Source organism: Vibrio sp. YT-15 (genome assembly GCF_033337445.1).
In the GTDB taxonomy this organism is placed as follows: domain Bacteria; phylum Pseudomonadota; class Gammaproteobacteria; order Enterobacterales; family Vibrionaceae; genus Vibrio; species Vibrio alginolyticus.
Map to the genome: position 1 here is coordinate 192187 of NZ_JAWOQR010000001.1, position 13935 is coordinate 206121.

General features: G+C 43.9%; 11 protein-coding genes and 1 pseudogene. 7 read left to right on the plus strand and 5 right to left on the minus strand.

Going from position 1 to position 13935, the window contains the following annotated elements; genetic code table 11:
* Positions 1–288: 288 nt before the first annotated feature.
* From R7D93_RS00820 to R7D93_RS00830, 3 genes are all read left to right on the plus strand, one after another.
* A complete protein-coding gene (locus R7D93_RS00820) occupies positions 289–1023 on the plus strand; it encodes an IclR family transcriptional regulator (protein WP_005386192.1) in 735 nt (244 codons plus the stop codon).
* Positions 1024–1029: 6 nt separating this feature from the next.
* Positions 1030–1869 carry an arginase family protein gene (locus R7D93_RS00825; RefSeq protein ID WP_025768977.1) on the plus strand — a complete coding sequence of 280 codons (840 nt, stop codon included), beginning with the start codon at positions 1030–1032 and terminating at the stop codon, positions 1867–1869.
* A gap of 306 nt (positions 1870–2175) precedes the next feature.
* Entirely contained in the window at positions 2176–5202 is a 3027-nt protein-coding gene (locus R7D93_RS00830) for a polymer-forming cytoskeletal protein (RefSeq protein ID WP_225496228.1), read from the plus strand.
* Positions 5203–5267: 65 nt separating this feature from the next.
* Here the strand turns inward: R7D93_RS00830 and R7D93_RS00835 are convergent, their stop codons facing one another.
* The 4 genes from R7D93_RS00835 to pcp all read right to left on the minus strand — a co-directional run bounded on the left by R7D93_RS00835 (position 5268) and on the right by pcp (position 8880).
* Complete coding sequence (locus R7D93_RS00835; RefSeq protein ID WP_005375652.1) at positions 5268–6560, minus strand: DEAD/DEAH box helicase; 1293 nt, start codon at positions 6558–6560, stop codon at positions 5268–5270.
* Between the two features lie 170 nt (positions 6561–6730).
* A complete protein-coding gene (locus R7D93_RS00840; protein ID WP_017821090.1) occupies positions 6731–7717 on the minus strand; it encodes a CobW family GTP-binding protein in 987 nt (328 codons plus the stop codon).
* A gap of 63 nt (positions 7718–7780) precedes the next feature.
* Complete coding sequence (locus tag R7D93_RS00845) at positions 7781–8044, minus strand: hypothetical protein (protein ID WP_005391057.1); 264 nt, start codon at positions 8042–8044, stop codon at positions 7781–7783.
* Positions 8045–8241: 197 nt separating this feature from the next.
* Positions 8242–8880, minus strand: a complete 639-nt coding sequence (gene pcp, locus R7D93_RS00850) for a pyroglutamyl-peptidase I (protein ID WP_225496230.1) — start codon at positions 8878–8880, stop codon at positions 8242–8244.
* A gap of 289 nt (positions 8881–9169) precedes the next feature.
* Between pcp and R7D93_RS00855 the strand changes: the two genes are divergently transcribed.
* The 4 genes and pseudogenes from R7D93_RS00855 to trpB all read left to right on the plus strand — a co-directional run bounded on the left by R7D93_RS00855 (position 9170) and on the right by trpB (position 12224).
* Positions 9170–9418, plus strand: a complete 249-nt coding sequence (locus R7D93_RS00855; RefSeq protein ID WP_005375646.1) for a hypothetical protein — start codon at positions 9170–9172, stop codon at positions 9416–9418.
* Between the two features lie 306 nt (positions 9419–9724).
* Entirely contained in the window at positions 9725–9937 is a 213-nt protein-coding gene (locus R7D93_RS00860) for a cold-shock protein (RefSeq protein WP_005375644.1), read from the plus strand.
* Between the two features lie 357 nt (positions 9938–10294).
* A pseudogene (locus R7D93_RS00865) lies at positions 10295–10601 on the plus strand (S1 RNA-binding domain-containing protein); the annotation flags it as partial.
* Between the two features lie 399 nt (positions 10602–11000).
* Positions 11001–12224 carry a tryptophan synthase subunit beta gene (trpB, locus tag R7D93_RS00870; RefSeq protein ID WP_005375643.1) on the plus strand — a complete coding sequence of 408 codons (1224 nt, stop codon included), beginning with the start codon at positions 11001–11003 and terminating at the stop codon, positions 12222–12224.
* Positions 12225–12355: 131 nt separating this feature from the next.
* Here trpB and R7D93_RS00875 read toward each other — a convergent pair whose 3' ends face one another.
* Positions 12356–13813 (minus strand): DUF3360 domain-containing protein, encoded by a 1458-nt coding sequence (locus R7D93_RS00875; protein ID WP_005375642.1) that lies wholly within the window; start codon positions 13811–13813, stop codon positions 12356–12358.
* Positions 13814–13935: the final 122 nt, after the last annotated feature.

The window sequence follows — 13935 nt, forward strand, 5'->3', positions numbered from 1 at the left end:
TAGCAACTCACGTTTTTTAACATTATTTGTTTGGATTAACTCAGTATGCGAAACGCTGAGTAATACCGCAAACTAAACAATGTCTTATTCACTCCTGTTCCAATTTAGTATCAAGCGCCTCAAACCTGAGACTTTAATTCGACACCATGTTATGTCTATCGGTACTTGCGAAAGTCTTTACCTGTCTGTTTCTCATCATGTAAGAATTACCCATTAAAATTATTTTTCTTTTCTCAGTGATTAAGAATTATATTTGTCGTAACTCCTACAACACGTTACAACACTCTCATGACGACAAACAAAGCTAATGCTAACCAGGTAAACGAAAAATCACTGCAGTTGTTAATGCAAGTTGCAGTTAGTCCGTTCCCAGTTTCTGCGAAAACGCTAAGCGAGCAATTGAACGTTCCTTTAAGCAGCCTTTACCGACACTTAAAACTGCTTAAAGAGTGGAACTTGATCGAAGAAAGCGTTCACGACAAGACATTTGTAGTTGGTCCGGCGGCATTATTACTCATGCACAGCTATGAGACCGCGCAACATGGGCTCGACATGGTCGAAACCATACTGGCTAGGTTGGTACAACAAACCGGGGAAATGGCCGCTTATATGGTACCAGCGGGTTATCGTGCGCTTTGTGTCAGACAGAAAGAAAGTATGCAGGCGCTGCGTTGCAGCTTCGTCCAGGGTCAAAGTCAACCTCTGCTGCGCGGTGCCTCATCTAAAGTGATGCTTGCTTTTATGCCTCAAAGTCGATGCGAGAAAATCTTGAGATATTTTAATCAAGATCACCGACGTGACGAGTGGGAAAAAGAGCTCACAACCATCCGTAAACACGGATATGCCGTCAGTACTTCTGAGATTGACCCTGGTGTTTCAGGTATTAGCGCACCGGTAATGAAAGGAAGCAAACTGATTGGCGCAGTCTCGGTGATGGCTCCGGCCCACCGAGTCGAAAAGGATAAGCAGCGCATTATTTTACATGTACTGCAAGCGGCAAGGGCACTACCACCAGAAAGGTAATTCATCATGTTAAGCTTTTTCAAACGCTATAAACTCCACCACACCGTGAAACAGCCGCAGCATTACCCTTTTTCTTTTATGACAGTGTGTGAGTATTTGCCACCCATGTCTAAGGGCGCGTTTGAATTAGCTGATCAAAGTTTGGAAAATGCTAGCGATTGGCTATACCAACAGCATGATCATGAAACCGCTGAAAACTTTGGTCACTTCAACCACGACAAGCTGGAAAATGGCGAGTTTCAGGAAGCATTAAGCCTTTCGCTTTCTCGCCACTCAATTCCTGTTTTAGTAACTAACTGTACCGAGGCAATCTTGTCCATGTTACCTGTGGTCGTGTCCTATCGAGACGAAGTGGGTGTGGTAAATATTGGACATGACATGAACTTGAAACCAACACTTGAACCACGTTTAGGCTCGGCATTCCATTTTGCTCTTTCTCGCTATCAAAACGTGCGATTATTTTTTGCTGGTGTTAGCGAACAAGATACAAAGCAAGAAACGTGGGAATACGCGGAGGATCAAGGTTGTGACTGGGTAACCGATAAAGAGTTTTCTTTTCGTCATCGCAATAATGTTAAGCAACAGATCGGCAATTACCTAGACCACTGCGACCAAATAATCATTAGTATCGACCTTGGATCTCTAAAAACCAAAAACAGCCTTGATGGCGCGTCAGAAATTGATATCCAAATGGTTCTACGCACGATTAGGCAATGTTTGGTTGCAGGTAAAGTGAGAGCAATTCAGCTCGTTGGCGATCGAGATTGCCTGGTCTATTCGAGACAAACGAAAGCCATACTAGAAGAGTTATATCAGATGGCTCCACTCATCGTTCACGCTGCCTAGCGTTATAAACATTCAGAATCAGGATCGCGTCCTTCCTGATTCTGAACCAACATGCTTACTTATTATCCTTAACTAACAAATAGTTACACATATAAATCGACACACATCACACTTGCCTCTTGAACTAACCTGACACTTACGTTGTAATAAGGCCGCTAAACTTTGGTATGACATACGAAATAAAAAACAACCAAAGTTCAATAACTAAGCGGCTTCAAAACAAAAAGTACCGCAGCTATTCCAATTTCAGTGAGCATTTGCTCACGCTCGCTTGATGCCATCTTGTTCCACTCATTAGGACATTTGATGATGCGTCTTTGCAGTATTTTCACTGCGGTTCTTTTTTTACCGCTAACCTCACACGCCACCACTTATGACGTAAAAGATCTATCTGAGTTAGGTCAACTTTGCTCACACAAGAGTTTTAGTATCGAAAGCGATGGCACGACTTATCGCTGTACAGGGAAACTAGTCCTACCCGCTGGTGATAAAATTGTCTCCTCATTACCGGACAAAGAGATAACGCTAGAAGCAGCTCATGGCATTGTGTTAGAGGGGAACAATACGATTGGTGAACCCAATAAGCGTATCTCTCTCCACGCCCTCGCTACCGGATTAACGGTTAGCAATGAGAAGGCTTCAAACCTTGACGATTACCAAAACAAACACACTGTCATCTATGGTGATCTTCTATCGGCTTACCCAACAAAGCTGCATAACATTCTCATAGACGGGAATATTAAGCTAACAGGTTCGACACTTCACATTGATGGAACGTACAACACCATTATTGGTGATATTTCGACACACAGCACGACCAATGTATTTAATACAAACATCTGTGGTAAGGTCGAATCACAAGGCGAAACACTACACCTAAAAACAAACCATCCTTTACAAGACCATTTTGTCGTCGGTGATGTTTCTGCGCACAACTCTCTGATTATAAAAGATATATCGATCTATGGTACAGCTGAATCTGTAGGATCGTCAGCTACATTAAGTGGCTCATTCTATAGTTCCACCGCAGCAATTAAATACTTCCAAACATTGAACTTCAACAACGCTCCAAATCAGCCTAGTCAAGTTTGTGGTGAAATCCAACAAACGCCAGGAAGTGCGCAAACGAAAGCACAAGACAACAAATACACGCAATACTGTGGATTGGGCGAGGCTGATTGTCACTACTCTTCCCAAATCTGTCCAATCACCCCTCAAGATGTTCCGAATTGCAGCATGCAGCCTCCATCGGAGAACGACTTAAACCTCAGCGTCACACCATCGGACGACATGGCACTGATGTGCGGCGACGATCTTCCGCAATTTACAGTAACAACAACCAATAATGGAGAAGTTGTAAGGGCAGAAGTCAGTGCCGTCCTATCACACCCTGACTTATTCACTTTAGAGGTGGTTAAAGGTCATCAGACATTAGGAGCCAACCAATTTATATCAGACGATAATGGTGAACTTGTTGTTCGAGTGGTTCCGAATAATATTGATACGATCTCGTTAGATACCAACTACACACTAACTTTCACTATGGCAGAAGACACGAGCAAGCATCAAACTGTTCGCTTTATGTTTACGCCATTTATGTTTGAGGCCTACTCAAAGACAAAAAGCACCGCTTTAAATGAAATACGCGTTATTGCAGGTAAGCCAGAAAACGTGCATTCGCGATTACTTGCTTGTGCCACCACCGGCGAACCTGTAGTAGCAAGCAACTACAATGGTACGCCTAAAGTTTTTCATCCATTGGTTCAACCATTAGGAGGAAGTGAAGGAAACTTTAGCTATTCAGCAGAATTTGAAGATGGCTTGTCTGAACATGGCCTTATCACGAACGAATCCGGCATATTTGAAGTGACATTGTCCGATCATTTTGAATGTGAGGGATTTGAAGAGTACCCAGAAGAAGGCAAAGTGGAAGTGAAAGGAACATTTAATGTGCACTCGCGACCATGGACACTGGCTATCTGTGACAACCAACGTGCTTTGCCTTCTGGTACCTCTGAACAAGGAGAAGGGTTTCTTGCTGCCGGAGAACTTTTCTCTCTAACGGTGAAACCAATCATTTGGCAACCTGACGGCTCTGTAAGTGGGTCTGTTGAATCAGCACGCTATTGTGATGCTTCTATCACCCGTAATTTTACGCTTGATGACGCTCCAGCAGCATCGGTTGTCTTGTCGAGTGAGCAACATACGCCATCAGAGACAGCGAACCAAACCTCAAAATTGCTAAAAAGTAGTGACTCACTGGCTCAGGCGCATAATTCAGCCAAGAATGATCAATTCGTCTTTAATGGATTATATTGGGAAGAAGTCGGGAGCTTGAGAGTAAAAGCAAACCTAGAAAGTAAATATCTAGGTATGACTGTAAACGAAGGCTATCGTTACGTTGGTCGTTTTTACCCAAAATATTTTCAAGTGCAAGACCAAGAATGGCACAACCCACATGGCCAAACTTTTGCTTACATGAATCAACCTTTTGAGAAAGTCACTTACGATGTTGTCGCACTCAATGCGCATAAGGAAAACGTGAAGAATTACGTCCACTTTTCGTCTAACCTTCAACAACATTTCGATTTAGGCGAGCTAAGCTCATACTCCGATCGGTTTTTGCCGCCTAAGCCTAAGAAGGTAGAATGGAAACCACTGGGTAACGCGAGTGTTGGAACGTTTGTGATCGAGAAGCCGTCGACCAATGCGACTTGTAACAATAGCCCATGTTGGAAAAAGAACACGACAGATAAACAATACCCTGATGGCCCATTTAATAAAGGGACTAACAGTGACAGCAGCAAAATAGGTATAGTCACGACTAAAGCCGTTGATGAGGTAAACTTCTTCGACGATAGCGAAGTGCTCACAAAACAACCAGACATTCGATTCGGTCGTTTGAACTTTCAAGATGTAGGTGGCAACCAAGGCATGGTGATCAAAGTGCCACTTGATGTGGAAATTTGGCAAAACGGTCGATTTACGACTAACTTCGATGACAGCTCAACAACGGCGAATGGTGAATATTACTTCAGCACGCCAATTTGGTCTCATGCGCCAGCAAACAACGCCCTGCTTTCTGGCGTTGGAACGATGAGTATTGGCAGAATGACCGATATCGTTGCAAGCCAAATTGACTCAGCGCGAGAGCAAATACAATTCCACCTAGATTTAGACAGCTCAGGCAATCGCATCCCTTGGCTGAAATACGACTGGGATAACACGACAAGTGAAGAGGAAAATCCACCTGTTACAGTTACGTTTGGTATTCACCGAGGAAACGATCGCATTATTTATCGTGGTGAACCCAATATGCTTGGCCTAAATTAACGCGAAACGGCAAACAAAAAGAGCCCCTCAATTGAGGGGCTCTTTTCATCACAAACTGATGTAATTTACTTTGCGCCACGACGCGCTTTCAGGCGCTTCACCATAGCAAGACGACGCTCTGCCGACCCTTGGTCTGTTGCCGACTGGTTCGGATTATTACGACGACCTTGACGATTCTTGAATGCTGGTTTTGAGTGCAGCTTTTCAATGTAAGATTCACGCTGTTTTGGTTCATAGCCAGCAAGCTCAATACGGCGAATTCGCTGCTGGATTAGATTTTCAACCTGAACAACCGTGAGTTCTTCATCTCGATTTACAAATGAAACGGCATGACCTTGTTTACCTGCACGGCCTGTACGACCAATTCGGTGAACGTAATCTTCCGCTAGGAAAGGCATGTCATAGTTCACAACGTGAGGTAAATCTTCAATATCTAGACCTCGAGCAGCGACATCGGTAGCCACCATGACACGTGCTTTACCGGACTTGAACTCTTCTAACGCACGACGACGAGCACTTTGAGCACGGTCACCATGACAAACCACCGCTTTGATACCATCAAGTTTCAGCTCTTTTACCACTTCGTTTGCGGTCTCTTTGTAGTTCACAAATACCAACACTTGTTTCCAGTTCTTACGACCAATCAGCTCCGAAAGCAGTTCCGTTTTTCGCTCTTGATCAACTGGATACAACACGTGAGCAACTGTCTGTGCTGTCGTATTCGCTCGCTCAACTTCAATACGCTTAGGCTTACGCAGGATATCTTTTGCTAACAGATTTAGTTGGCTCGAAGTCGTTGCTGAAAACATCATAATTTGCGGATCAGTATCCACATCTAGCATGATCTTACGTACTGCGTGAATAAAGCCCATGTCCAAGATACGGTCTGCTTCATCAAACACTAAAAACTCTAAGTGTGCGACCGAGACATTACCTTGTTCAATGTGCTCTTCCAATCGACCTGGTGTAGCCACTAGGATATCTACACCGTTTTCTAATGCCGTTACTTGAGAAGACATTTTACGGCCACCGAAAATCGCAGCCACCGACAGGTTCGTGTACTTCGTGTAAGCTTTGATGTTGTCAGCAATTTGTTCAGCAAGCTCACGAGTTGGAGCCAAGATAAGTGCGCGAGCAGTCTTACGAGAAGCGCTACGGTTACTGTCTAGCAGCTGCTGAATCATAGGCAGAGAAAACGCAGCCGTTTTACCAGTACCTGTTTGTGCTGTAGCGAAAATATCATGGCCTTTGCGAGCCATTGGAATCGCCTTCTGTTGAATTGGCGTTAACTTTTCATAACCGCATTCTGCCAGTGCTTTAACCACTTCTGGCGCAAAACCTTGAGATGAAAATGACATTGAGCGTATTCCTTAAACAAACCACTAAAAATAGCTTTAAAAATTTAGCCGTGCACTATACCCGAATTTGAGTGATTTATCTCACTTTTCTCATTGAAATCCTACAAAAGAAAAAACGGTGAGCACAGATATATTAGTGGTTCACCGTTTTCGTTTAACCTTTGCGCGATTTAATGTTTGATGCCAGATAACTGAAGGAGAATTCGCTCAAGCTCATCCCATGGCAACAGCTGAGAATCTATCACTTCTAATCGTGATTCAAACCCTTCTAAGCTGATTTCATTCACCGAAACGACTCGGTTGGCAACATTAAACGCGTAACAGCCTTGATCCGTATTGACCACTGCTTTAACACGCTCTGCGGTCAAGTCCGAAAGCATAGAGAAAAGCTTTTCAAAATCAAACTTATACTCTGCCCCAAACAACCACCCACAACTAAAATAACCCTGCCCTTTGTTCTCTTTGCGCACAAAGGCTTCACCAGGCGCCAACTGGAATTGAGGCTCTTGATGAGCGTGGTCATGATGATGTGACTCGATATGGGAAGAAGCGCTGCCGTAAACCCGCTCAATATCCAAGACTTCTATCGGCAACTCACCGTCATGAATAAGCTTACTGAATACTTTTGAAGGGGATTGGTCCGTCACCCAGTCATTAAACACATCAAGGTCGTGGCTGGAACATAGGTCAACCTTACTACCAATAACCACATCTGCACTGTCTAACTGGTCCACGAAGTTTTGGTTAGAAAGATACTTTTCATCACTTAAGTTACGCGGATCAACCAAGGCAATCGTCGCTTTAAGATCAACGTAAGGTTCATACTGCTGTGAGGTAAGCGTCGCGATAACCTGTTTTGGATGACCAAGGCCTGTCGGCTCAATCAATAAACGGTCCGGTTTTTGACGCAATAATGCGGTGATACCTACCGACATCGGCACACCCGCAGTGCAGCACATACAACCACCCGGCACTTCTTTAATCAGCGCGCCTTGGTCGGTCATCAATGCACCGTCGATGCCAATCTCACCAAATTCATTGACCAAAACCGCCCAGTTTTCTTTTTCCGGTTTGTTCTTCAGTAGATTTAAAATCGTGGTCGTTTTACCGACACCCAAAAATCCGGTCAGTATGTTGGTTGGTACTCGATTTGACATGCTTATCTCCGACACGTTAGTGCATTAATGCTCCAGCAAAGTATACGGAGAATGTGACTCGCTTCAACGCTTTTTATCGCGCTCATCAAGCTCATTGCGTGATGCGTGGGTACACATTTTTTGAGAATGATCAGAGTGACTTATCAACTCTGAACGCTTCATATCAGAAAGATACATACTGGTGTAAATGACGCAGGTAAAAAACGCGATAATAGCGACTACGATGGGAAGAACTCCGAGTGTGTTTTCGAATTTAAGCGCAGCGATAGCCAATGCGAAAACAACGACAGAGATAAGTGCGATAGACTTACTTTTGTTGCTTTTCATGATAACTCGCCTTTCGTAAGGGTAGCCCCTAATACCTCCTGTATTAGGGGAGTGCCAGTTTGAACAACATCCAACCTGACTATTCAATGCTACTCCTTTCGCTACTTGTGAAATTTGACAAAGCTAACATTTATTACAACATCAAACGATGAACTTATTACTAGCTTTCAGACACTTAGTGGACTGTAAAACACTTACTAGCAAATCGACCCGCCGCTGACCAATATGTCGTTTTCATTGGCAATACAAACTTGAGCCACCAGCCTTAGCCCTTCGACTATCATGTCCAAAGACATAGAAGGCTGACTGCCATCTGCTGCTTGTTCTGGCAATAATGGAATATGAACAAACCCGTGACGAATCGGATTGTCTTTCAAGTAATGTTGGATGCCATAAAAAAGGTGGTTACATACAAATGTTCCGGCACTGTTGGAAATCTGGCTAGGTATACCCTGCGTTTGCAATGTTTGCACAACACGCTTTATCGGTAGTGTCGAGAAGTAAGCATCAGGCCCATCAGCCACCACGGGTTCATCAATCGGTTGATAACCAACGTTATCTGGAATACGAAAATCATCGACATTAATTGCGACACGCTCTGGGGTTATCGCGCTACGCCCGGCCGCTTGCCCTACAGTAATCACACAGTCTGGCTGGTGCGCTTCTATTGCTTCAATAACGACTTTCACCGAGTCGTATCGAGCTACGGGGACTGGGCAAGTAACTATCACACCGCCTTCTATGGCCGCAGCCTCTAATTGCTTGACCGCTTCTAAGGCGGGGTTAATGGCGTCACCACCAAAAGGTTCAAAACCGGTAATCAGGACTTTCTTCATAACAGCCTTTAGGAAAAGAGTTTTACAAATTATTGCACTCCCCTTCACCCCATCCAATAGCAAAAGTATTGATGAGATAAACCAGACAACATTATGTGACTCATGTCTAACCAGAGAGTGTTTTCTGCCTCATTGAATCTAGGCAAGTTCCGGACTATCGAGACTAACTTATTGATGATTAGTTGCAGGGCAAGGTTCTCTCATTACATGACGCACGTAGAAGCTTGGTTTCCACGCTTAACTTAGGTAGAGTACGCGACCGCAATGCAATTCGAAGAGATTGAATACAATGAATATTGATAACCATGTAATCGAAACGATTGAAGAGTTAGAGGCATTTCTGCATTTAGTAGAAAGCGGCGCTCTGGGTCTTGAAGGTGTCACTGGCGTTGCGCTAGCCACCTCTAATACCGATGGCCGTCCATTTGTTGCCGTATTAGGAGAAAAGCACCAATTGCTCCTCGGTCGCTGGGTTTCGCAGCACGTATATGACAATGGTAAAGACATCGTTCGTAACGGCCCAACCAGAAAACACTAAGCGCTCGACGCCACCTATAACATCACGCCGTCTTATACACCAAGCGTATGCTTTGAAAGCAATGCGCTTGGTGTACTCAAAAAATAAAAAAGAAAAGGCTAGCCTTTATTAATTTTGTCGGTATACTGCACATCAGCTCTTACGGAAAGAGCTATTAATGTAATTAAAGATCAAAGTTTCTCTCAGTTCCACATCGAATTCCTCGTTTACGTTCCTGCGACAAAATAGTTATCTCTAAAATCATATAGTAGCACTTGATATTAGCTAAAAATTCAATATTTAAAACAATCAAATATAGAGGTATCTATGTCTAATAAATTAACTGGTTCAGTAAAATGGTTCAACGAAACTAAAGGTTTTGGTTTTATTTCTCAAGACAATGGTGGTGATGACGTATTCGTTCACTTCCGTTCTATTGTTTCTGAAGGCTTCAAAACTCTTACTGAGGGCCAAAAAGTATCGTTCGTTGTTGAACAAGGTAACAAAGGTTTACAAGCTGCTGAAGTAACTGCACTGTAATTCTTTGTGTGGCATCAACGTTGTTGGTGCCACCATCCCCTTCCACTTATTACTGCCCTTACTATTCTCTATCTAAGTTTATATACCCAAATCACTTACCTCTCCCACACCATCATTAATTACTTTCAATAAAGTCACTTTGGTATACATCTTTAGGTAATCACACAGCCTACCTTGCAATTCCAGTTTGGCTAAATTAATCTCATTTATATCTGAATCACTTCGCCTCATGCTTTGCTCATAAAAATAAAGTTTATAAAATAAAAGCGATTGGCGAATATAAGAGAAAAAATGAAATTAAATATATCTGCTCAATCAATAAATTCTAATAACTACGAGCACATAATCCCTAGCTAAGAGGTTGAGTCAGCACTGAAATGTCATTACATGAAGCCATTTATCGGACAACACTTCATAGGAACAGCGTCTGGAGTCACATACTTCGCGGGATTTGTTGAGTTAGAGGAACCGAATCGAAGGTCTCATTCCTTTATCAAGTTTCCAAAATGGTGAGTTCGAATTTGATGTAGTCAAACAAAAAATTTCCAGCCAGAGCGCCACGTTTACTTTAGGGACCAAAGTGCACGTGTTGGTTAAAGACGCCGATTCGAGACAAAGAAAGATCATGTTCAACTTAAAAGACGCTGAACACTCGGTAGGTTAGCCTGTTTTAGGTTACTTTCTAATCCATTAATCAAAAATAAAAAATAAGCTTTTAATACCGCAATTAACTTGTGACATTTCGCTGACATCGACTCATTCTAAAACCCTAACATCTGACAAAGGAAACGAATCTAATTTTTGTTTCCAGACACCATCGCAGAGTGTATTTCCAGCACTCTGTTTGCCTCGAGAGGTTCTTATGACAGCCTAGGATCTCTCGAGGCTTTTTTGCACCTATTCAAACCACCTGATTCTACATCCCAACTATTATCCCCTACCCAAGCTGTACTTTTTAACTAGTTCACTAGATCTACAATTGTTATTTAAGCAACTGATCACACAACCTCTTCCAAATTTTGGGTATAAAGTATCAATACTTTCGTTAACTAGGATGTAAATAATGAAAAACTCGTTTGATCTCACTATGCCCAACGAAGAAGGATACTTTGGTGAATACGGTGGTAGCTTTGTTCCACCTGAGCTTGAACAAATCATGCATGACATCAACGCAGCTTATGAGGAATGCAGCAAAGATCCTGAATTTAAAGCGGAACTCGCTCGCCTATATAAGCACTTTGTTGGACGACCTAGCCCAATCTTCCATGCGGAAAACTTGTCTAAAAAATACGGAGCAGACATCTACCTAAAGCGCGAAGACTTAAACCATACAGGCGCACATAAAATTAACCACTGCTTAGGGGAAGCCATTCTCGCTAAAAAGATGGGTAAGAAGAAACTGATTGCTGAAACTGGCGCAGGGCAACACGGTGTTGCGCTTGCTACAGCCGCGGCATTGGTTGGCTTGAAATGCGATATTTACATGGGTGAAGTTGATATCGCCAAAGAGCATCCGAATGTCGTCCGCATGAGAATCCTTGGTGCTAATGTCATTCCTGCCACTCATGGGCGCAAAACCCTCAAAGAAGCGGTAGATTCTGCATTCGAAGCTTATCTGAAAGATCCTGATACACAACTTTATGCGATAGGCTCTGTCGTTGGCCCTCACCCATTCCCTAAAATGGTACGAGATTTCCAATCAATTATCGGTAACGAAGCACGAGTTCAATTCAAAGAAATGACCGGCAAGTTACCCAATAATCTCGTCGCATGCGTTGGAGGTGGTTCTAACGCGATGGGGCTATTTACTGCTTTCTTAGAGGATGAACAAGTCGCCATTCACGGCGTTGAACCTGCGGGCCGCTCTTTGCAAAAGGTTGGCGAGCATGCTGCAACACTCACACTCGGTGAGCCAGGAATCATGCACGGATTTAAGTCTTACATGCTTAAAGATGCGCAAGGCGAACCTCAGGAAGTGTACTCTGTAGCAAGTGGCTTGGATTACCCATCGGTTGGGCCTCAGCATAGTTACTTAAAAGACATTGGCCGTGTCAATTACGGCTCAATCAGTGATGACGAAGCGATTGATGCCTTCTTTGAGCTGTCTCGTGAAGAGGGAATAATCCCTGCTATTGAATCCTCACACGCTGTCGCTTACGCAATTAAACTCGCACAGCAAGGAGAAACCGGCTCGATTTTGATCAACTTATCAGGCCGTGGTGACAAAGACATTGATTTTGTCGTTGAACACTACGGCGCAAAATACGGCATTGAATCACTCATATAGCCTAACTCCGTAGCCTAACCCTACATGCAAAAAGCTACCTGGTACTAGGTAGCTTTTTGTTTTTGTCTACTATTTTAAGAAGCAAGTCCCTTTACTCACTGATCTCACTATACCTTTAGAGCATAATTCGATTAACCGATAAGAGCTGGAATGCCTGGAAGCTGACCAACAATAGCAAGGGAGCCTGCACAAACGATAAACGCAGTGCCAGGAATCAGATATTTATCTTTGCGCGATAGTTCGTTAGCACGCTCATGGTCGCCGATAAGCCCGAGGTTATCCAACAGCATCGTGATTGCCCAACCGAAGACTGGATTAACGAATGCACAGGCAAAAATACAGATACCTGCACTGAGTGAATCTTTATGCTTATGGATCATCTGCATACCCGCTTCAAGGAGTGGTAAGAATACACCCACAATCAAAGCAACGCGCAGAACAGGTTCCCACATTGCTAGATCCATTGGGTAGCCAATTACCGCCGCCGCAATACACATGAAACCCGTCAACAGAGCGCCACCTGGAATAGGACGCTTGGCAATTGCGGCAGGAATCATGTACGTTCCCCAAGAAGAAGCTAGGTTTCCGCCCCCTAAGAGTGAACCAACCCCCTGACGAACAGATGCTCCGACCATCGTGTCGTCGACATCCATGAGTACACCTTTCGCTTCTTTTGGGTAGTTAAGTTCTTGAAACACACGATGGCCGAGATAATCAGGGGACCACATAGCGACTGCCAGTAGAGCAAATGGAGTCACGGCAATAAAGTGCTCTAGGGTTGGCCAGCCTAGCTGCCAGCCTGTATCTTCACCCCACCAGTAGAATGGACTGAAATTAGGCAGGCCCGGTTCTGTGGTAAAGGCAAACTCAGCGCCCATCAAATAAGCAACAATACCCGCGAGTGCAGAGCACAATGGGATAGCGAGCCAACGTTTATTGATCTTGGCTAAGTAAGCGTAAACCATAACGGTTAGGCCTATGACCACAAACGAAATGTAACCTTGGTCCGTACTTGCAGCCCACGCTTCCGTCTTATTAATTTGCCCGAGCAACCCAACGGCACCAAGGTAGATCAACAACCCTCCTCGAACCCCGATACCAGTCAGAGTCATGAGTTTAGAGCCACCTTTGGTTAAGGCGAGAATTAACCCAAAAACACATACCATCAAACCTAGCGCGAGAGGGTGCCCTCCTGCAGCTGCAATCATAGGAATCAGCGGTATCATTGGGCCATGGGTTCCCGCTAAGTTTGCATTCGGGTTTAGGATGGCAGAAAACAGGATGACGAACAGGGCTCCAGCGATAAGTAATTCGTAACGCACGTTTTCTGCAATGAATTCCGGAGATAAACCAAACTGAGCAGCAAAAGCGGAAACCATGGCAGTGACCATAACCACTTTACCAATGGTTGCTGCTAATGCCGGTACCCAGTCTTCGATTTCAATACTGTAATCACGTGAGGGCAAATGAATTCCCCAGCGACGGAAACTCATGACGGTTAAATCATGATTTAGAAAGTCTTCTCGGTTTTCAAATTCATGCGGTTTTTTGCGCACATCCCTGTAAAAAGTCTTACTTTTGTCAGACATTGAGTCATCCTTTTATGTTTCAACGTTGAACTACGTCAACTAGAGTTTCGCTTGGTAGACAGGCCTTCGACCAATACGAGACAACACCCACATCAAACTTCTAGGCCATACTAAGAAAGCGG

What these genes read in the sequence shown, in the direction of transcription:
- R7D93_RS00825 (WP_025768977.1), top strand. Translation starts at nt 1,030, where the DNA reads ATGTTAAGCTTTTTCAAACGCTATAAACTCCACCACACCGTGAAACAG.
- trpB (WP_005375643.1), top strand. Translation starts at nt 11,001, where the DNA reads ATGAAAAACTCGTTTGATCTCACTATGCCCAACGAAGAAGGATACTTT.
- R7D93_RS00840 (WP_017821090.1), bottom strand. Translation starts at nt 7,717, where the DNA reads ATGTCAAATCGAGTACCAACCAACATACTGACCGGATTTTTGGGTGTC.
- R7D93_RS00830 (WP_225496228.1), top strand. Translation starts at nt 2,176, where the DNA reads ATGATGCGTCTTTGCAGTATTTTCACTGCGGTTCTTTTTTTACCGCTA.
- R7D93_RS00845 (WP_005391057.1), bottom strand. Translation starts at nt 8,044, where the DNA reads ATGAAAAGCAACAAAAGTAAGTCTATCGCACTTATCTCTGTCGTTGTT.
- R7D93_RS00835 (WP_005375652.1), bottom strand. Translation starts at nt 6,560, where the DNA reads ATGTCATTTTCATCTCAAGGTTTTGCGCCAGAAGTGGTTAAAGCACTG.
- R7D93_RS00860 (WP_005375644.1), top strand. Translation starts at nt 9,725, where the DNA reads ATGTCTAATAAATTAACTGGTTCAGTAAAATGGTTCAACGAAACTAAA.
- pcp (WP_225496230.1), bottom strand. Translation starts at nt 8,880, where the DNA reads ATGAAGAAAGTCCTGATTACCGGTTTTGAACCTTTTGGTGGTGACGCC.
- R7D93_RS00855 (WP_005375646.1), top strand. Translation starts at nt 9,170, where the DNA reads ATGAATATTGATAACCATGTAATCGAAACGATTGAAGAGTTAGAGGCA.
- R7D93_RS00820 (WP_005386192.1), top strand. Translation starts at nt 289, where the DNA reads ATGACGACAAACAAAGCTAATGCTAACCAGGTAAACGAAAAATCACTG.
- R7D93_RS00875 (WP_005375642.1), bottom strand. Translation starts at nt 13,813, where the DNA reads ATGTCTGACAAAAGTAAGACTTTTTACAGGGATGTGCGCAAAAAACCG.